General features: G+C 68.6%; 19 protein-coding genes. 18 read left to right on the top strand and 1 reads right to left on the bottom strand.

The genetic code is table 11. From position 1 onward, the window contains the following. Nucleotides 1-139: 139 nt before the first annotated feature. Nucleotides 140-451 carry a hypothetical protein gene (locus K32_RS07140; protein WP_201403351.1) on the bottom strand — a complete coding sequence of 104 codons (312 nt, stop codon included), beginning with the start codon at nucleotides 449-451 and terminating at the stop codon, nucleotides 140-142. Nucleotides 452-561: 110 nt separating this feature from the next. On the opposite strand from K32_RS07140, the gene K32_RS07145 reads away from it, so the two are divergent. The 18 genes from K32_RS07145 to K32_RS07230 all read left to right on the top strand — a co-directional run bounded on the left by K32_RS07145 (nucleotide 562) and on the right by K32_RS07230 (nucleotide 19,502). After that, nucleotides 562-1,005, top strand: a complete 444-nt coding sequence (locus K32_RS07145; protein ID WP_201403352.1) for an NlpC/P60 family protein — start codon at nucleotides 562-564, stop codon at nucleotides 1,003-1,005. Further along, nucleotides 1,005-4,871 (top strand): glycoside hydrolase/phage tail family protein, encoded by a 3,867-nt coding sequence (locus K32_RS07150; protein WP_201403353.1) that lies wholly within the window; start codon nucleotides 1,005-1,007, stop codon nucleotides 4,869-4,871. Before K32_RS07145 ends, K32_RS07150 begins: the two co-directional genes overlap by 1 nt. Continuing rightward, nucleotides 4,864-5,202: a DUF2793 domain-containing protein gene (locus tag K32_RS07155; protein ID WP_201403354.1), complete on the top strand. Its 339-nt coding sequence runs from the start codon at nucleotides 4,864-4,866 to the stop codon at nucleotides 5,200-5,202. Before K32_RS07150 ends, K32_RS07155 begins: the two co-directional genes overlap by 8 nt. A gap of 220 nt (nucleotides 5,203-5,422) precedes the next feature. Beyond that, nucleotides 5,423-5,680, top strand: coding sequence for a hypothetical protein (locus tag K32_RS07160; protein ID WP_201403355.1), 258 nt, complete (start codon nucleotides 5,423-5,425; stop codon nucleotides 5,678-5,680). Further along, the gene (locus K32_RS07165; RefSeq protein WP_201403356.1) at nucleotides 5,680-7,038 is read left to right on the top strand and encodes a hypothetical protein; all 1,359 of its coding nucleotides are present in this window, start codon (nucleotides 5,680-5,682) and stop codon (nucleotides 7,036-7,038) included. Before K32_RS07160 ends, K32_RS07165 begins: the two co-directional genes overlap by 1 nt. A 179-nt stretch (nucleotides 7,039-7,217) precedes the next feature. Next, nucleotides 7,218-8,111 carry a glycoside hydrolase family protein gene (locus K32_RS07170; protein ID WP_201403357.1) on the top strand — a complete coding sequence of 298 codons (894 nt, stop codon included), beginning with the start codon at nucleotides 7,218-7,220 and terminating at the stop codon, nucleotides 8,109-8,111. Nucleotide 8,112: 1 nt separating this feature from the next. Continuing rightward, nucleotides 8,113-8,487: a hypothetical protein gene (locus K32_RS07175; RefSeq protein ID WP_201403358.1), complete on the top strand. Its 375-nt coding sequence runs from the start codon at nucleotides 8,113-8,115 to the stop codon at nucleotides 8,485-8,487. Between the two features lie 63 nt (nucleotides 8,488-8,550). Beyond that, nucleotides 8,551-8,868 (top strand): PepSY domain-containing protein, encoded by a 318-nt coding sequence (locus K32_RS07180; RefSeq protein ID WP_201403359.1) that lies wholly within the window; start codon nucleotides 8,551-8,553, stop codon nucleotides 8,866-8,868. Nucleotides 8,869-8,872: 4 nt separating this feature from the next. Further along, complete coding sequence (locus K32_RS07185; RefSeq protein ID WP_201403360.1) at nucleotides 8,873-9,559, top strand: response regulator transcription factor; 687 nt, start codon at nucleotides 8,873-8,875, stop codon at nucleotides 9,557-9,559. Then, a complete protein-coding gene (locus tag K32_RS07190; protein WP_201403361.1) occupies nucleotides 9,559-10,920 on the top strand; it encodes an ATP-binding protein in 1,362 nt (453 codons plus the stop codon). The genes K32_RS07185 and K32_RS07190 overlap by 1 nt, the downstream gene beginning before the upstream one ends. Before the next feature lie 119 nt (nucleotides 10,921-11,039). After that, on the top strand, nucleotides 11,040-11,486 hold the full coding sequence (locus K32_RS07195; protein ID WP_244669890.1) for a glycine zipper 2TM domain-containing protein: 447 nt from the start codon (nucleotides 11,040-11,042) through the stop codon (nucleotides 11,484-11,486). Between the two features lie 82 nt (nucleotides 11,487-11,568). Continuing rightward, nucleotides 11,569-12,714, top strand: coding sequence for a c-type cytochrome biogenesis protein CcmI (ccmI, locus tag K32_RS07200; RefSeq protein ID WP_201403363.1), 1,146 nt, complete (start codon nucleotides 11,569-11,571; stop codon nucleotides 12,712-12,714). Between the two features lie 24 nt (nucleotides 12,715-12,738). After that, nucleotides 12,739-13,209, top strand: a complete 471-nt coding sequence (gene ccmE, locus K32_RS07205) for a cytochrome c maturation protein CcmE (protein ID WP_201403364.1) — start codon at nucleotides 12,739-12,741, stop codon at nucleotides 13,207-13,209. Next, nucleotides 13,206-15,185 (top strand): heme lyase CcmF/NrfE family subunit, encoded by a 1,980-nt coding sequence (locus tag K32_RS07210; protein ID WP_201403365.1) that lies wholly within the window; start codon nucleotides 13,206-13,208, stop codon nucleotides 15,183-15,185. The genes ccmE and K32_RS07210 overlap by 4 nt, the downstream gene beginning before the upstream one ends. Before the next feature lie 4 nt (nucleotides 15,186-15,189). Continuing rightward, a complete protein-coding gene (locus K32_RS07215; RefSeq protein WP_201403366.1) occupies nucleotides 15,190-15,645 on the top strand; it encodes a cytochrome c-type biogenesis protein in 456 nt (151 codons plus the stop codon). A gap of 128 nt (nucleotides 15,646-15,773) precedes the next feature. Further along, the gene (locus K32_RS07220; RefSeq protein WP_201403367.1) at nucleotides 15,774-17,306 is read left to right on the top strand and encodes a Do family serine endopeptidase; all 1,533 of its coding nucleotides are present in this window, start codon (nucleotides 15,774-15,776) and stop codon (nucleotides 17,304-17,306) included. Between the two features lie 137 nt (nucleotides 17,307-17,443). Beyond that, a complete protein-coding gene (locus tag K32_RS07225; protein ID WP_201403368.1) occupies nucleotides 17,444-18,124 on the top strand; it encodes a response regulator transcription factor in 681 nt (226 codons plus the stop codon). Further along, complete coding sequence (locus K32_RS07230) at nucleotides 18,108-19,502, top strand: ATP-binding protein (protein ID WP_201403369.1); 1,395 nt, start codon at nucleotides 18,108-18,110, stop codon at nucleotides 19,500-19,502. Before K32_RS07225 ends, K32_RS07230 begins: the two co-directional genes overlap by 17 nt. Nucleotides 19,503-19,513: the final 11 nt, after the last annotated feature.

A 19,513-nucleotide genomic window follows, 5' to 3' on the forward strand; every position in this document is an offset into this window, starting at 1 on the left:
GGGATCCATTCAGCCCGGGCCTTGGGCGGTTTGCCTCCCGATTGCACGGCTGGATGGATCCCGGATCTCCGCTTCGCTGCGTCCGGGATGACGGCGAGGGTGAGGTCTCTGACAACACTCCCTGTCGTCATCCAGCAGGCTATTCGGAGCGCACAACCGGCTCCGCCGCGTCGAGCACGCGCTGCAGTTCGTCGATCGCAGCGAGGCTGTCCTGAATGGCGGCGGCCCGCTTGGCGTCATCGGAGGACGCGCGGCTGACGATCTGCAGCGCCTCGAAGCAGCGCGCCGCCGTGTCCGTCGCCGCCGCGCCGAGGGCAGGCGACCACGTCACATGAGACAGCGCGATGTCGATCTCCCGGCTGATCTCATTCTTGGCTGGCCACGCGGTCTCGCGGGTCAGGCCGCTCAGGATCTCGCGCAGCGAAGCCATGTTTTCGGTGTGCTGGGGCATTTTGGGTTTCCCTGAGTGCCGTGCGGGGCCGTCGCGTCCCCTCGTTCAACGCCACGCCCGTCGCTGCCTGCGCAGCCGGCGGAACGTCGCAGATTCGGACATGGATCGAAATGGCAGAACCACTTTCCCGTGAGGCGATCGTCGCCGCGGCGATGGCCTGGCTCGGCACGCCCTATCGCCATCAGGCCTCGCTCCAGGGCGTCGGCGCGGATTGCCTCGGGCTGGTGCGCGGCGTCTGGCGCGCGGTCTATGGCGTCGAGCCGGAGGAAATGCCGGCCTATACGGCCGACTGGGCCGAGGCGCGGGGCGTCGAGACTCTGGCCGAGGCTGCCGCCCGCCATATGCCTGCCGTCCCGGTCGAAGAAGCCGGGATCGGCGATCTGCTGCTCTTCCGCTGGCGCGTTGGCCTGCCCGCCAAACACGCGGCGATCCTCGTCGCGCCCGATCGCTTCCTGCATGCCCATGACGGCGCTTCCGTCGCCACCGCCGCCTTCTCGCCCTGGTGGCGGCGGCGCGTCGCATTCGCTTTCAAATTTCCCGGAGTGATCGACTGATGGCGACCCTCGTCCTGCAGGCGGCCGGTGCCGCCATTGGCGGCCTGTTCGGCCCCGTCGGCGCCATTCTCGGCGGCGCGGTCGGCGCGATGGCGGGCTATGCCGTCGACAAGACCCTGTTCGGCCGGGATGTCGAGGGGCCGCGTCTTGGCGATCTCTCCGTCCAGCGCTCGGAGGAGGGCACGCCGATCCCGCGCGTCTATGGCCGCGCCCGTTTGGCCGGGCAGGTGATCTGGGCGACGCAGTTCCAGGAGGTGAAGGAGGAGGAGGAGGGCGGCAAGGGCGGGCCGACCGTCACCACCTATTCCTATTTCGCCAATTTCGCCGTCGGGATCTGCGAGGGGCCGATCGCCCGTATCGGCCGCGTCTGGGCTGATGGCAATCTGATCAACCTCGCCGACGTGCATCACCGGATCCATCTGGGTGGTGAGGACCAGGGCGCCGACAGCCTGATCGAGGCGAAGCAGGGCGCGACGCCCGCCTATCGCGGCACGGCGGTGGTGGTGTTCGAGCGCCTGCCGGTCGGCGACTACGGCAATCGTCTGCCGCAGCTCGCCTTCGAGGTGTTTCGCCCCGTCGGCGGCGTCGAGGACGAGATCCGCGCCGTCGTCATCATCCCCGGCGCGTCCGAATTCGCCTATGACCCGCTGCCGGTCTACACCTCGAAGGGGCCGGGCCGCCGCGTTACCGTCAACCGCCATGTCGACGGCGCCCGCACCGACTGGGAAGCCTCGATCGACGATCTGCAGGCGCTCTGCCCGAAGCTCGAGCGGGCGGCGCTCGCGGTCTCGTGGTTCGGCGACGATCTCCGTGCCGGCCATTGCACCGTCGCGCCGCGCGTCGAGGACTTTTCGACCGTTACCAGCCCGACGAGCTGGCGTGTCGCCGGCTTGAACCGCGGTGCGGCGCGGGCGGTGAGCCGGATCGACGACCGGCCCGCCTTCGGCGGTACGCCCTCCGACGAGAGCGTCATCCGCGCCATTCGCGATCTGAAGCAGCGCGGCATCGCCGTCACCTTCTATCCGTTCCTGATGATGGACATCCCCGCCGGCAACGCGCTGCCGCATCCCTATTGGGACGCCAACCAGCCGGCCTATCCCTGGCGCGGCGAGATCACCGGTTCGCTCGCGCCGGGGCGGCCCGGCACGCCGGACAAGACGGCGGCGGCGGCCTCCGAGATCGCCGCCTTTGTCGGCACGGCGGCGCGGACGGATTTCTCCGTCTCTGGCGGCGCGGTGCATTATTCCGGCCCGGCCGAATGGACCTATCGGCGCATGGTCCTGCACGCGGCTTATCTCTGCAAGGCGGCCGGTGGCGTTGACGCCTTCCTCATCGGCTCGGAGCTTCGCGGTCTGACGACGCTGCGCTCCGGTCCGTCGACCTATCCCTTCGTCGCGGCGCTGAAGGCGCTCGCGGCCGATGTGCGGGTGATCCTGCCCTCGGCCAAAATCACCTATGCGGCCGACTGGAGCGAATATTTCGGCCATCAGCCGGGCGACGGCTCGGGCGACGTCCACTTCCATCTCGATCCGCTCTGGGCGGACGCCGCGATCGACGCTATCGGCATCGACAGCTACGTGCCGCTGTCGGACTGGCGCGACGGCTACGATCATCTCGATGCGCAGGCGGCCGAGAGCGGCCGCGACGTCGTCTATCTCCGCGCCAACATCGCCGGCGGCGAGGGCTTCGACTGGTATTATGCGAGCGACGCCGACCGGCGGGCGCAGATCCGCTCGCCGATCACCGATGGCGGCGCGGGCAAGCCCTGGGTGTTCCGCTACAAGGACCTCGTCGGCTGGTGGTCGAACCCGCATTTCGACCGGCCGGGCGGTGTCGAAATCGGAACGCCGTCCGCCTGGGTGCCGCAGTCGAAGCCGATCTGGTTCACCGAGATCGGCTGCCCGGCGATCGACAAGGGCGCCAACGAGCCGAACGTCTTTCCGGATCCGAAGGTCGGTGGATCCCGCCTGCCGCATTTCTCGAACGGCGGCCGCGACGCCCTGATGCAGGAACGCTTCCTGACCGCCGTGCTCGGCTATTGGGATCCCGCTGCGCCGGATTTCTTGGCGAGCGCGAACCCGTTCTCCGCCGTCTATGGCGGGCGGATGGTCGATCCCCGCCGCACCTATGTCTGGTCCTGGGACGCGCGGCCCTATCCGGCCTTCCCGCGGCTCACCGAAATCTGGTCGGATGGCGGCAACTGGGAGACCGGCCATTGGCTGAACGGCCGGCTCGGCAACCTCTCCACCATCCGCCTGGTCGAGCGCATCCTGCGCGACTATCGCTTCTTCGACTTTCGCGTCGGCGATCTCGAAGGCACGGTGGACGGCTTCGTCATTGCCCGCGTCGGCTCGGCGCGGCAGGCGCTGCAGGGGCTTTCCGAGGCGCTCGGTTTCGAGGCGGCGGAGTCCGGCGCCGTCGTCCGCTTCGTCCGTCGCGGCCTGCCGCGCCTGACGCTTCATCCCGCCGATCTGGTCGAGGAGGGCGAGCAGCCGCTCGTCGCCATCCGCCGGGCGCAGGAGACGGAACTGCCGGCCGAGTTCGCCTTCGGCTTCATTGACGGCGCCGGCGATTATCGCGACCGCGTCGTCGCCTCGCGCCGGCTGGAGGCGGCTGGGCAGCGGCAGGCCGCGCTCTCGACCGGCATCGTCACCGATGACGGCTTGGCGGTGGCGCTCGCCGATCAGCGCCTGCAGGAAATCTGGGACGGCCGCGAGACGGTGTCGCTGGCGCTGACGGATCGCCGTCTCGCCATAGAGCCGGCCGATGTCGTCAGCCTGCTCCGGCCCGAGGGGCGGGTGAGCTTTCGCGTGACCAAGGTCGAGGACGGGCTGGCGCGGCGGATCGAGGGGAGGACGGTCGATCCGTTCGGGTCACCGGTCGCGGCGGGGGCGCCGACTTCAGGTGTTCCAGGCTGGTCGCCGGATCCTGGACCGCCGGAAGTCGTCATTCTCGACCTGCCGTCGCTCTCCGGTGTCGAGCGGGTCGCCGCGCGGATCGCGCTGTTCGCCGATCCGTGGCCGGGAGCCTTCGGCGTCTCGATCGGCTCGGCTGCCGCCGGTTTTCGGCTGCGCCAGACGATGACGCAGCCAGCCACGATGGGCACGATCGCCGCCGCTGTTCCGCCCGGGCCGGTCGGCCGCTGGGACCGCGCGACCACGCTTTCCGTATCGCTGCCGGCCGGTGCGATCGCCGCCCTGCCGGACGAGGCGGTGCTGAATGGCGGCAATCTCGCCGCGATCGGCAGTGAGGCGGCCGGCTTCGAGGTCATCCAGTTCCGCTCGGCCGAGCTGATCGGCGAGGGGCTCTGGCGCGTCTCCCACCTGCTGCGCGGGCAGGGCGGTACGTCGGATCTCGCAGCACTCGGACATGCCGCCGGCGCCCGTTTCATCCGGATCAACAGCGCGACGCCGCTTCTCGATCTCGACCCGTCCGAGATCGGACTGGCGCGGACGCTCCGCGCCGGGCCGCTGGCGATCGCCTATGACCCGGAGCGGTTCACCACCCTCGACTTCACGGTCCAGGGCCGGTGGCGGCTGCCCTTCGCGCCGGTACATCTGCGGGGCGCGCGCGACGCGACCGGCAACGTGCACCTCGCCTGGATCCGCCAGACCCGCGTCGACGGCGACGGCTGGGAGCAACCGGAGGTGCCGCTCGGCGAGGCCGTCGAGGCCTACCGCGTCGAGATCCGGGAAGGCGCGACGCTTCGCGGCAGCTTCGATACGACCGTGCCCCAGCTGAGCCTTTCGGCCGCCACGCTCGCCGGCCTGCTGAGCGCGCCGGGCGCCGATTTCACCGCCCGCGTCCACCAGCTGAGCGCGACGGCGGGGCCGGGAATTGCAACGGAGATCCTCGTCCATGGCTGACCAGACCGTCCATCTCGCGCTTCCCTATCTGGCGCCGTCGCAGGCGCAGAAGCACGTCACTCACAACGAGGCGCTGCGCCGGCTCGACGGGCTGGTGCAGCTCGCCGTCGAGGCGGTGTCGGCGAACACGCCGCCGGGCGCGCCGGCGGAGGGGGCCCGCTATCTGCTCGGCGCCAGCCCGACCGGCGCCTGGGCCGGGCAGGCCGGCGCGCTTGCCGTGTTCGCGGACGGCAGCTGGTGGTTTGCGACGCCGGAGGTCGGCTGGCTCGCCTTCGACAAGGCGACGGCGACGCTGCTCGTCCGGAAGGCGGCGGGCTGGACGGCCGTGTGACGCTTTCTTGCCTTTGCCGACAGCCCTCTGCCGTCGCCCCAAGTTCCGTCGTCATCCTCGCGAAGGCGAGGATCCATGCAGCCGAAGTCTTGACCGCGTGAACCTCCCCAAGTCGCGGCTGAATGGATCCCGGATCTCCGCTTCGCTGCGGCCGGGATGACGGCGAGGGGGACCTGAACAACCGAAACCTCAAAACTCCCCCAAACCTCGGAGAACCAACATGAGCGACCCCTTTGCCGGGACGGCGACGGGCCTTTCCGGCCCGGCGCTGCGCCATTTCGCCGTCACGCCGTCGGACACGACCGACCTCGCCATCCGTCCGCGCGCCCTGGTTTTCCAGACGGACGGCGCGGCGGTCGTCCGCGACGAGGCGGGGACGACCCTGACCTACAGTCGCTATGCCGGCGACGTCCTGCCGATCCGCGCCGTGCGGGTGCTCGCGACCGGCACGACCGCGACGATCGTCGGGTGGGTCTGATGCGGATGTCCGGTCTCGACCTCGTGCGGCGGGGGAGTGCGGGACGGCGGCGCGCTCCGCCCGCCGGCCTCGGATTTCCGCTCGCCGACTACCCGCTGGCGATCCGCCGGCGCGGCGGCCGCTTCCTCTGCGACTTCAAGCCGGAGGCCTATGCCGCGGCGGCGCTCGCCGGTCCCGCCTATTACGTCGACATCGCCACCGGCAACGACGCGAATCCCGGCACCAGCTGGGGCGCGGCGGTGAAGTCGATCTTCGCCGCCACCCAGCTCGGCAATGCCGGCGGCGTACCGTTCCAGGTCTGGGTCAAGGCCGGCACGTATTCGCGCGTGAACAATTTCACCAATATGGGCCCGATGGTGATCCCGACCCAGCCCGCCGCCTATCGTGCCTTCGGCGGGCGCGTCACCTGCTGGTCGGGGCACGACCTCTCCTGGCCGGCAACGCCGCATGCCACCTATGGCAATTGCTACGCCGTGGCGCGCTCCACGGTCACGGTCGTGCTCGATCTCCTGAGGCCAAACGCCTTTGGCGATCCGGCCGAGCTCGTCCGCGTCGCCGATGCCGCCACCTGCAATGCGACGCCCGGCTCGTGGGCGCAGGAGGGCGGAACGCTATTTGTCCGCCGCGCCGACGGCGCCGTGCCGAGCAATATCAACACGCGGGTGCTGATCGTCGTCGATGCCTTCGCGCTCGATGCGACGGGGAAATCCGTCTATCTCGAAGGCTTCGATTTCCAGGGCGGCGCCAATGGCGGCGTGTTCGTCCACGGCAGCGCCGCCCGCCATGTGATCGCGGTCGACTGCTCGGCCCGCTATGCCGGCGGACCGAGCCATGCCGGCGACGGCTTTCTCATCGAGGACAGCCAGGGCCTCGCCGCGCTCGTCCGCTGCGTCGCCGCCTCCAACGCCAATGACGGCATCAGCTTCCAGTGGACGCGCGGCGGCGCGCCGACGCTCTCGCCGCTGACGATCGATTGCCGCGGCCACGACAATGGCCGCCACGCGCATCTCGCCAACAACGGCCTCGCCTGTCATGGCGGGCTGGCGGCGATCGAGATCGGCGGCGACTACCACGACAATTGCGGCGCCAACGTCCTTTTGACCGATGCCTCGAAGCTCTGGTGTATCGGCACGTTCGCGTCCCGGAGCCTCGGCGATGTCGGGCGCGGCGGCAGCGACGGGCCGATCGATTTCCACGCCGCCGGAACCTCGCAGATGTGGCTGGAGCGGACGCGATCCGCTGTCTCGACCCATGCCCTGATGGCAACCGACATTGCCCGCATCCGCCTGCGCCAGCACGAGAAAGGCGCGGGCCAGGCCGAGCTCGCGGTCGGCGGCGCCAGCATCCTCACGGACTGAACCGATCGCCAAAAGACGAAGCCCGCCGCTGGGGGGGCAAGCGGCGGGCTCTCCGGTTGGGGAACCGGTGTCGAGACGCAGTGCATCTCGGATGGAGAACACCGCCGTGTGGTCCGGGTTCCCTGCAATCGCCGTCGATTGAGAGATTTTTTTCTGCCCGTCCGATCGGAGGTCATCCCATGCCTGTCACCAGTCCGGCCGGGCTCGAGCAGCTCATCGCCGAGGAAGGGGAAGTGCTGCGCGCTTATCGCGATGTCGCTGGCGTCTGGACCATCGGCGTCGGGCTGACGGCGGCCTCGGGCGTCGTCGTGCCGAGGGCCGGCATGACGATCACGCAAAGCGAAAGCCGCGCCTTGCTGGCCGAGGCGCTGGCGGCGCATTACGAGCCGGCGGTCGCGCGCGCCATGCCGGGGGCGAGGGCGCATGAGTTCGACGGCGGCGTCTCGTTTCATTTCAACACCGGCGCCATCGGCCGCGCTTCCTGGGTGCGGGCCTGGCGGATCGCCGACCGGGCCGCCGTGCGCTCCGGGCTCAAGGCCTGGAACAAGGCGGGCGGCCGGGTGGTCGAGGGGCTGACCCGGCGCCGCGAGCGCGAGGCGGCGCTGATCCTCGACGGCCGGCGCGAGACCGGGGGCACCGCCGGCTTCGCCTCCCTTCGGCCGGGCGACAGCGGCGCGGCCGTCCGCGCCCTGCAGGACGAGCTGATCCGGCTCGGCCTCCTGACCGGGGCGGCGGATGGCGACTTCGGTTCGCTGACCGAGAGCGCCGTCCGCGCCTTCCAGGCGGCGCATCCGCAGCTCGCCGTCGACGGCGTCGTCGGCCCGGCGACGCGGGCGCAGATCGCCCGCGTTCTTGCCGGGCGCCGCGCCATCGCCGTGACGGCGGCGGGCGGATCGCTGGCGACGGGCGGCACCGTGGCGGCGGGCGGGATCGCGCCGGCGGCCCATCCGGCGCTGGCGCCCGCGACGGCGGGTCTGCTGGTCGCTGGGCTCTTCGTCGTCGCGCTCGCCGTCCTCGCCTGGCGCTATCGCGACGAGATCCGCGCCTTCATTACGCTGAAGAGGAGTGGCTGACATGCCGACGCTCAATCCCTTCGACATCCTGCTCGGCGCCGTGGGTGGCGCGGTCTCGCGCATGGCCGGTCGCGCCGACAATCCGCTGACGGCGGAGATGGCGCCGACCATCACCCGCGCCATCGTCGAGGAGATCGCCGCGGATCCTGCCGTGCGCCATGCGACGAACGCCGAGCCCTGGTACGCCTCGCGCGTCACCTGGGGTGCGATCATCGCTGCCGCGGCGCCGATCGTCGGCCTGATCCTTGGTCATTCCCTTACGGCAGAAGACCAGGCCTCGCTCGGCGAGATCGCCGTGGCGCTCGCTACATTGACGGGAGCGGGACTGGCGCTTTACGGTCGTTGGCGCGCCCGGACGCCGCTTCGCCTCAAGTGAGCTTTCGCGCGAAGGTTGTCGGCATTCAGATCATGTTCATATGAGGCCGGCTACGAGGAGGGCATGTCGAAGCACCTCATCACCTTCATCCTGTTGACGGCCCTTTTTGTCTGGTTCGGGACCGACGTTTCCGGACCGAAATCGGCCTATGGCGAATCCTGCCTCTCGCAAGGCGAGGCCCGGCAGGCTGTCCAGCGCGGCGACGCGATCTCGCTCAGCGAGATCCGCGGCTCCGTGGCGGGAAATGGTGGTGAAGTGGTGTCGGCGCAGCTCTGCAAGGCTGGGAACCGCCTCATTTATGTTGTCAACGTGCTCGGCGAGGGGGGCGAGGTGAAGCGTGTCCGCGTCGATGCGCGCGACGGCTCCATCGTAGGACGTTAGACCCATGCGCATTCTCGTCGTCGAGGACGATCCCGATCTCAACCGCCAGCTCGCCGAAGCCCTGAAGACGGCCGGCTATGTCGTCGATTCCGCCAGGGATGGCGAGGACGGCCATTTCCTCGGCGATACCGAGCCCTATGACGCCGTCGTGCTCGACATCGGCCTGCCGCGCATGGACGGCATCAGCGTGCTCGAGGCCTGGCGCCGCGCCGGTCGCAACATGCCGGTGCTGATCCTCACCGCGCGCGACCGCTGGAGCGACAAGGTGCAGGGCATCGACGCCGGCGCCGACGATTATGTCGCCAAGCCTTTCCACATCGAGGAAGTGCTGGCCCGCATCCGCGCGCTGGTGCGCCGCGCCGCCGGCCACGCCACCAACGAGATCGAATGCGGCCCGGTCCGCATCGACACCAAGGCCGGTCGCGTCACGGTCGACGGCAATCCGGTCAAGCTGACGGCGCACGAGTACAAGGTGCTCGAATATCTGATGCACCATCGCAACCGCGTCGTCTCCCGCACCGAGCTGATCGAGCATCTCTACGACCAGGATTTCGATCGTGATTCCAATACGATCGAGGTGTTTGTCGGACGGCTGCGCAAGAAGGTCGCCGCCGACCTGATCGAGACGGTGCGCGGCCTCGGCTACCGCATCGTGACGCCGGGTACGGCGACGGCCAGCGGCGGCGACTGATGCGCGTCAACTCGCTCGCGTTCCGGCTGATCGCCGGCGCGTCGATCTGGAGCGCCATCGCCCTCGTCGTCGCGGGCGTGATCCTGACCTCGCTCTATCGCGACACGGTGGAACGCGCCTTCGACGAGCGCCTGTCGGTCTATCTGAAGACCCTCGTCGGCAACCTCGCGACGCAGCCGCCCGGCAAGCTCGGCGATCCCGGCAATCTCGGCGAACAGCGCTTCGAGCTGATCTATTCCGGCTGGTACTGGCAGATCCGTCAGGTCGACGGCCCCGTCCTGCTCGCCTCGCGCTCGCTCTCGACCGACACGCTCGACCTCGCCAAGGCGACCTCGCGCAACACCGTCGACGGTATCGAGCAGGCGACGATGGAGGGGCCGGACCGGCAACAGCTGCGCGTTCTCCAGCGCACCATCACCTTCGACGTCGATCATCGCTACGATGTGCTGGTCGCCGGCAACGCCTCCGAGCTCCGCGAGGACATCGTCGATTTCTTCACCAGCGTCGCCCTGACGCTGGCGGTGTTCGGCATCGGCCTCGTCGCCTCGACCGCCTTCCAGATCCGCTGGGGCCTTCGCCCGCTCGACCAGGTCCGCCGACAACTGGCGGCGCTCCGCAGCGGCCGTGAGCAGAGCTTCGAGGGGCCTTTCCCGGCCGAGATCGAGCCGCTCGCCAAGGAACTCAACGCCCTGATCCATTCGAACCAGCAGATCATCGAGCGCGCGCGCACGCATGTCGGCAATCTGGCGCATGCGCTGAAGACGCCGCTCAGCGTCATCACCAACGAGGCGCGTTCGGACGATGGCAAGCTGGCGGCGAAGGTCGGCGAGCAGGCCGAGCTGATGCGGATGCAGATCAATCATCACCTCGATCGCGCCCGCATCGCCGCCCGGTCGCAGGTGATCGGCGCCGTGACGGAGGCGGACCCGGTGCTGCAGCGCCTCGTCCGCGCCATGCGCCGCATCCATGAGGATCGCGGCCTCGACATCGCGCTGCATGTCGGCCCGGAAGCGCGCTTCCGCGGCGAGCAGCAGGATCTCGAGGAGATGGTCGGCAATCTCGTCGACAACGCCTGCAAATGGGCGGGCTCCAAGGTGGCGGTCGAAGTGAGCGTCATTCCTGCCGCAGGCGACATGGACGGATCGCTGATCATCCGGGTCGACGATGACGGTCCAGGACTGACCGAGGCCGAGCGGCTCGAGGCGACCCGGCGCGGCAAGCGACTGGACGAAAGCAAGCCGGGTTCCGGTCTCGGTCTCTCCATCGTGACGGACCTGGTATTGCTCTATGAGGGCGCTTTCGAACTCGATCGTTCCCCGCTCGGCGGCCTTCGCGCCGAGGTTCGCCTGCCGGCGGCATAAGGGGTGGTCCGTAATTTCGCCATGCTGATGGTGGATTGCGGATCGACGGCGCGGCGGACAATATCGAAGCCATGCACGGGCGAAAAAGGTGTGATGTCATGCGGTTGGGGTCGTGGAGTATGGTGGGCGTCGTTGCGACGACGCTGGCTGGCTGTGCCAGCACCGGCCCGAACGAGGGTCTCGGCACCGTCGGCGGCGCCCTGGCCGGTGGCGTCATCGGCAACCAGTTCGGCAGCGGCTCGGGCCGCGTCGCCGCGACGGCGGCGGGTGCCCTGATCGGCGGCCTGGTCGGCCAGTCGATCGGCCGCAGCCTTGATGATCAGGAGCGCCGGCGGGCGCAGGAGGCCGAATTCCAGGCGCTCGAATATGGCCGGCCCGGCTCGCCCGTCGACTGGCGCGGCGAGCGCGCGGGCTATCGCGGCGAAGTCGTTCCCGGGCCGCGCTATCGCATTAACGCCTATGATTGCCGCGACTACACGCACCGCATCTGGATCGACGGCGAGCCTCAGGTCGCGCGCGGCACGGCGTGCCGCCAGGAGGACGGCACCTGGCGCCCGATCGACTGAGGACCCGGCAACCTTCCGTCCGCGACAGAATGCGACGTGCGCGGCCGTGGCTTAGAGGCTAGAACCGGTCCAGGAACAAAACATGCTTCTTTGGATCGCCATGGCCGTGCTGACGGCCGCCGCCTCGCTTGCCGTGCTCATTCCCCTGGGCAGGCCGGCCCGTGTCCAGCCCGCGCATGCCGGCGCCGCCCGGTCGATTTATCGGGATCAGCTCACCGAACTGGCGCGGGACAAGGAGAGGGGCCTGATCGGCGATGCCGAGGCGGAGGCCGCGCGAATCGAAATCGCGCGCCGGCTGCTCAACAGCGAGGACGCGGCCGATGCCGGGGCGGACCGGTCGCGGTCGGCCTATCGGATCGAGCGGCTGCTCGCCGTCGTCGCGATTCCCGTGATCGCCATCGGGACCTATCTCTATGTCGGTTCGCCCCAACTCGCGGATCGGCCGGGCGTCGATCGCGCCGCCGAAGCTACGGCGACGGGCGATGTCGATGGGCTGATCGCCAAGGTCGAGGATCATCTCGCCGCCAATCCCGAGGAGGGCCGCGGCTGGGAAATCCTATCGCCGATCTATATGCGCCTCGGCCGCTTCGACGACGCGGTGCGTGCGCTCGGCAATGCCAAGCGCCTGCTCGGCTCCACGGCCGAACGCGAATCGCTCTACGGCGAGGCGCTGACGCGGGCGAGCGGCGATGTCGTGACCGAGGAGGCGCGCGCCGCCTTCGAGAAGGCGCTCGCGTTTGATCCCCAGGACGTGCGGTCGCGTTTCTATCTCGCCTATTCGCTTGCCCAGTCGGGCAGCAAGCCGGAGGCGATCGCCGCCTGGAGCGCGCTGATCGCGTCGGCGCCGGCGGATGCGCCATGGTTGCCGTCCGTGCGCGCCGAACTGGCGAAACTGCGGCCGGCCGCGACCGCGCCGGCCGTCCCGGCCGCGCCCAGCGCTCCCGGTCCGACCGAGGCGGACGTCGCCGCCGCCGCCAGCCAGACGCCGGCCGAGCGGCAGCAGATGATCGAGGGCATGGTCCAGGGCCTCGCCACCAAGCTCGATGCCGAGCCCGCCGACACGCAGGGCTGGGAGCGGCTTTTCCGCGCCTATATGGTTCTCGGCAAGCCGGGTGACGCCAGCGCCGCGCTCGATCGCGCGCGTGGCAAGCTGGGCGAGCAGCCCGAGCTGCTCGCCGTCGTCGAGAAGGCCGCCCAGGACATCGGTGTCGGCAAAAATGGCTCGTGAATTGGCAAGGATTGATCGTTCGACATGACGCGTAAGAAGCGCCGCCTGACCCTCATCAGCCTTGCCGGCGTCGTCCTGGCCTGCGCCGTCGGGCTTGTGCTCTTCGCCCTTTCGGACGGCATCACCTTCTTCACCTCGCCGTCGGACGTGCTGACCAAGCCGCCGGCGCCGGAACAGCGCATCCGCCTCGGCGGGCTGGTCGAGCAGGGCTCGGTCGTCAAGAAGGCGGACGGGGAAGTGCTCTTCGCCGTGACCGACGGCCGCGCGACCGTGCCGGCCCGCTTCGTCGGCATCCTGCCGGATCTGTTCCGCGAGGGGCAGGGCGTTGTCGCCGAGGGCAGGGTCGACGCCAACGGCCTGTTCGAGGCCGATACCGTGCTCGCCAAGCATGACGAGACCTACATGCCCAAGGAAGTCGTCGAGGCGTTGAAGCAGAGCGGCGAATGGCGGCCCGAGGATGCCTCCGGCCCGGCGCCGCAGGCGGTGACGCGATGATCGTCGAGATCGGCCACTACGCACTCGTTCTCGCCCTGGCGCTGGCGCTGGTCGGCGGCACCGTGCCGTTCTGGGGCGCGCTGCGCGGCGACGAACGCCTGATGACGGTGGCCTCCACCACGGCCGTCGCGCAGTTCGTCTTCGTGCTGATGAGCTTCGCCGCGCTGACCTACGCTTATGTCGTCTCCGACTTTTCGGTCCAGAACGTCGTCGAGAACTCCCATTCCCTGAAGCCGCTGCTCTACAAGATCTCCGGCGTCTGGGGAAACCATGAAGGCTCGATGCTGCTCTGGGTGCTGATCCTGGCGCTGTTCGGAGCGCTGGTGGCACTGTTCAGCGAGAACCTGCCGCTCAAGCTGAAGGCCCTCGTTCTCTCCGTCCAGGCCTGGATCGGCGCGGCCTTCCTGTTCTTCATCCTGATCGCCTCGAACCCGTTCCTGCGGCTTGATCCGGCGCCGTTCGAGGGGCGCGACCTCAATCCGCTGCTGCAGGATGTCGGCCTCGCCATCCATCCGCCGCTGCTCTATCTCGGCTATGTCGGCTGCTCGATCTCGTTCGCCTTCGCCATCGCGGCGCTGGTCGACGGCCGCATCGACGCTGCCTGGGCGCGCTGGGTTCGGCCGTGGACGCTGGCGGCCTGGTGCTTCCTGACGCTCGGCATCGCCATGGGCTCCTACTGGGCCTATTACGAGCTCGGCTGGGGCGGCTGGTGGTTCTGGGATCCGGTCGAGAATGCGAGCTTCATGCCCTGGCTCGCGGCGACGGCGCTCTTGCATTCGGCCATCGTCATGGAGAAGCGCGAGGCGCTGAAGATCTGGACGATCCTGCTCGCCATCCTGACCTTCTCGCTGTCGCTGCTCGGAACCTTCCTCGTCCGTTCCGGCGTGCTGACCTCGGTGCACGCCTTCGCCACCGATCCGACGCGCGGCATTTTCATCCTCGTCATCCTCTGTATCTTCATCGGCGGCGCCTTCTCGCTGTTCGCGACCCGCGCCGGCACGCTCAGCCAGGGCGGGCTGTTCGCGCCGATCAGCCGCGAGGGCGCGCTCGTCCTCAACAATTTGCTGCTGACGGCGGCCTGCGCGACGGTGCTGGTCGGCACGCTCTATCCGCTGGCGCTCGAGGCGTTGACCGGCGAGAAGATCTCGGTCGGCGCGCCGTTCTTCGACATGACCTTCGGCCCGATGATGGTGCCGCTTCTGATCGCCGTGCCGTTCGGACCGCTGCTCGCCTGGAAACGTGGCGACATCGTCGCGGCGGGGCAGCGCCTGCTCTTTGCCTTCGGCGCCGCGATGGCCGCCGTCATCCTCGGCCTCGCCCTGATGGGCACGCCGGCGGCGCTGGCGCTGTTCGGCGTCGCGCTGGCGGTCTGGCTGATGGTCGGCGCGCTCTCGGAGATCGCCTTCCGCATCAAGCTCGGCCGCGCCGGCCTCGCCGAGAGCTGGCGGCGCGGCGCCGGCCTGCCGCGCTCGGCCTGGGGCACGGCGGTAGCGCATTTCGGTCTCGGCATGACGGTGCTCGGCGTCGTCGCCGCCACCGCCTGGAACACCGAGACCATCGTCTCGATGAAGCCCGGCGAACAGATGACGGTCGGCAAGCGCACCGTGACGATGGACGGCTTCGTGCCGATCCGCGGCGGCACCTATACCGGAACCGGCGTGCGCTTCACGGTACGCGAGGGCGGCAATGTCGTCGCCACGATGGAGCCGGAGAAGCGGATCTACACGGTGCAGAACATGCCGACGACCGAGGCCGCGCTCAAGACCTTCGGTTTCTCGCAGCTCTACATCTCGCTCGGCGACATATCGACCGACGGCTCGACCGTGGTCCGCGTCTACTGGAAGACGCTGGTGACGCTGATCTGGCTCGGCGCGCTGGTGATGTCGCTGGGTGGCGCCCTGTCGCTCTCGGACCGGCGCCTGCGCGTCGGTGCGCCAAAACCTTCCCGGCGCTCCGTCGCCGTGCCGGCGGAGTAGGGCGATGCGCCGCCTCCTCCTCGCCTGCGCCCTGATCGCCTCCGCATTGCCGGCATTCGCCGTGCAGCCGGACGAGATCCTGAAGGACCCCGCGCTCGAAGCGCGGGCGCGGGCGCTTTCGATCGAGCTCCGTTGTCTGGTTTGCCAGAGCCAGTCGATCGATGATTCGGACGCCACGATCGCGCGCGACCTGCGCATTCTGGTGCGCGAGCGGCTCGAGGCGGGCGACAGCGACGATCAGGTCAAGGCGTTCCTCGTCGATCGCTATGGCGAATTCGTGCTGCTGAAGCCGCGCTTTACCTGGCACACGGCGGTGCTCTGGGGGACGCCCCCGGTACTCCTAATTGTCGGCGGCGCGCTGGCTTTCGGCGTGTTCCGTCGTCGCCGTTCGGCGCCCGCGTCCAGCCTGACCCAGGCCGAAGAAGCCCGTATCGAGGCCCTTCTGGCCAAGGACGATTGAGCCCTTTTCCAACATTACGAACCTTTCACGTTCATGTCAGGCACCCGTAAGGTTGCCCAGCGCATCTTCGTCGTCATGGAGCAGCGATCTCGTGCTGCTCGCCTTTCAGTAAGTCGACGGAGACACACATGACCGAACAGACCCCCGCTCCGAAGTCCACCCAGACCCGGTTCCGCAGCCGCGCCCTGCTGGGAACGGCGCTCGCCGCCGTCATCGTTGGCGGACTCGCGGGTCAGGCCCTGGTCAGCTCCCACACCCCGGCTTATGCCGAGGCCGTCCGCGTGCAGCCGCAGCAGCTGCCGAGCTTCGCGGACCTCGTGGACAAGGTGAAGCCCGCCGTGGTCAGCGTCCGTGTCAAGTCGACGACGACGGCGGCCGATGATTCCAGCGGCGCCCCGGATGCGTTCGGCTTCCCGAACCCGGACCAGTTCCCGCCCGGCTCGCCGATGGAGCGCTTCTTCCGCCAGTTCCAGGACCAGCAGGGCCCGCAGGGCAAGAACCGGCTGCAGCGCCAGAAGCCGCGCCAGGCGATCGCCCTCGGCTCGGGCTTCTTCATCTCCGAGGACGGCTACGTCGTCACCAACAACCACGTCGTCGACGGCGCCACCGAGTTCACCGTCACCAATGCGGACGGCAAGGAATTCAGCGCCCGCCTGATCGGCACCGACGACAAGACCGACCTCGCGCTGCTCAAGGTCGATGATGCCGAGAAGTTCACCTATGTCGAGTTCTCGAAGGGCCATTCCCGCGTCGGCGACTGGGTCGTCGCGGTCGGCAATCCGTTCGGCCTCGGCGGCACGGTGACGGCGGGCATCGTCTCGGCGCTCGGCCGCGAGATCGGCGCCGGTCCGTATGACGACTTCATCCAGATCGACGCCTCGGTGAACAAGGGCAACTCCGGTGGCCCGACCTTCAACCTCGCCGGCGAAGTGATCGGCATCAACACCGCCATCTACTCGCCGTCGGGCGGCAGCGTCGGCATCGCCTTCGACATTCCGGCGGCGACCGCAGAGCGCGTGATCAAGGACCTGAAGGATCATGGCGAGGTCGTTCGCGGCTGGCTCGGCGTTCAGATCCAGCCGATCACCAAGGACATCGCCGACAGCCTGAACCTGAAGGAAGCCAAGGGCGCGCTCGTCAGCGAGCCGCAGGAAGACAGCCCGGCGACCGTTGCCGGCATCAAGTCCGGCGACGCGATCCTGACGGTGGACGGCAAGACGGTCGAGGATGCCCGCAACCTGGCGCAGATCATCGCCGGCTACTCGCCGAACACGACGGTCAAGCTCGGCGTCTGGCGCGGCGGCAAGTCCGAGACCGTCGACGTCAAGCTCGGCAAGCTGCCGGGTTCGGAGAAGCAGGCCAGCGCCAAGCAGGCCGACGAGAAGGGCGCATCCGTCGCCGATCTCGGCCTTGCCCTGACGGCGGCCCCGGACGGCAAGGGTGTTGTGGTTTCCGATGTCGATCCGAGCGGATCGGCGGCGGAGCAGGGCATCCAGGCTGGCGACATCATTCTCGCGGTCGGCGGCAGTGAGGTTACGCGTCCCGGCGACGTCGAGCGTGAAGTCGTCGATGCGAAGAAGCAGGGCATGAAGGCCGTGCTGATGCGGGTGAAGTCCGGTGACCAGACCCGCTTCGTGGCACTTCCCTTCGGCAAGGCCTGAGGAACTACAGCCGGCGTAGGCGCTGTGCGAGCCCCCAGCGTCTACGTTCGGCCTGGCAGGCGGGAGTTTTCCCGCCTGCCTCTTTTTCAGGGCCCGGGCTTCTGCACCCATCAGCAAAAAACGTTTAACCTGCCGCCATGCGAATCCTGATCGTTGAAGATGATCGTGAAACGGCCAGTTACCTGCTGAAGGCATTGCGGGAGGCTGGCCATGTGCCGGACCACGCCGCCGACGGCGAGGAAGGCGGCTTTCTCGTCGACTCGAACAAGTACGACGTCATCGTCGTCGACCGCATGCTCCCCAAGAAGGACGGGCTGACGCTGGTCGAGGAAACGCGGCGCAAGGGCAACGACACCCCCGTCCTCATCCTCTCGGCGCTCGGCCAGGTCGATGATCGCGTCACGGGATTGCGCGCCGGCGGCGACGATTATCTCGCCAAGCCCTATGCCTTCTCCGAACTGCTCGCCCGCATCGAGGTGCTGGCCCGCCGGCGTAAGCCCGGCGAGGCGGAGACCATGCTCAAGGTCGGCGACCTCGAACTCGACCGGCTCAGCCATCTGGTTCGCCGCGGCGAGATCAACATTCCGCTGCAGCCGCGCGAGTTCCGCCTGCTCGAATATCTCATGAAGCATGCCGGCCAGGTCGTGACGCGCACCATGCTGCTCGAGAATGTCTGGGATTATCACTTCGATCCGCAGACCAACGTCATCGACGTCCACATTTCGCGGCTGCGCTCGAAGATCGACAAGGGTTTCGCCGAACCGCTTCTGCATACGGTTCGCGGCGCGGGATACATGGTCCGTGACGGGGTTCGGTAAAGTCGTTCGCACGACTGCCTTCAAGCTGTCGGCCGTCTATTTCATCGTCTTCACGGTGTTCGCGGTCGCCTTCGTCGGCTGGATCACGCGCGAGACGGACCGCTTCCTGACGCAGCAGGTGCGCGACACGATCGAGGCCGAGATCGGCGTGCTGGCCGATGAGGGGCTTCGCAGCGGACTGACCGGCATCGTCGCCGCCATCGAGCAGCGCAGCCGCATCCCCGGCGCCAGCCTCTACGTCATCACCGACTCGGAAGGACGGGTCGTCGCCGGCAACGTCACCGAGGTTCCGCAGGCGCTGTTGAAGCGCAGCGGGCTCGAGCCCGTGACCATCCCCTACAAGCGGCTCGAAGGCGAGACGGCCCACCACATCGCCATGGTGCAGGTGCTGCCGCTTCCCAACAATTTCCGCATGCTGGTCGGCCGCGACATCAGCGAGATCGAGCGCATCCGCGACGTCATCGGCAAGGCGATGATCAGCGCCGTCGTGCTTTTGATCTTCCTTGCCCTGACATCCTGGTTCTTCGTCAGCCGGCGCGTGCTGAAGCGGATCGATTCGGTCACCGCGATGAGCCGCCAGATCATGGCCGGCGACCTCTCGGGCCGGCTGGAGGTGACGCCGGCCGGCGACGAGTTCGATCGTCTGGCGGAAAACCTCAACGCCATGCTCGATCGCATCGAGCATCTGATGCACGGCCTCAAGGACGTCTCCGACAACATCGCGCATGATCTGAAGACGCCGCTGACGCGGCTGCGGACCCGGGTCGAAACCACCCTGGCCGGGCGCGCGGAGATGGAGACCTATCGCGCCGCGCTCGAAGCGACGATCGACGAATCCGACCAGCTCATCCGCACGTTCAATGCGCTGCTGATGATCGCCCGCGTCGAGGCCGGTTCGCCGGATGGCGCCATCGGGCCGATCGACATCGCCGACATCACCGCCGAAATGGTCGAGTTCTACGAGCCGGTGGCCGAGGAGGCCGGCGTGCGGCTGACCCTGGCGCAGGATGTGACGCTGCCGATGGAGGGGAGCCGCGAGCTGATCAGCCAGGCGCTCGCCAACCTGCTCGACAATGCGATCAAGTATGTCCGGAGCGGCGAGGCGCCGCCGGGCGAGGCGACCGTGGCCGTGGAGGCGCGCCGGATCGACGGCGACATCGTGGTTTCCGTCGCCGACAACGGCCCCGGCATTCCCGCCCAGGAGCGGACGCGCGTGCTGCAGCGTTTCGTCCGGCTGGAAAAGAGTCGTTCACAGCCTGGCAGCGGTCTCGGTCTCAGCCTTGTCGACGCGGTGGCAAGGCTTCACCATGGCGCCGTCGCGATGAGCGACGCCGGACCGGGACTTGTCGTGGCCTTGCGCTTCCCCGTCCAGACCTGACGCGGAAGGAC

This window comes from Kaistia sp. 32K (genome assembly GCF_016629525.1).
In the GTDB taxonomy this organism is placed as follows: Bacteria; Pseudomonadota; Alphaproteobacteria; order Rhizobiales; family Kaistiaceae; genus Kaistia.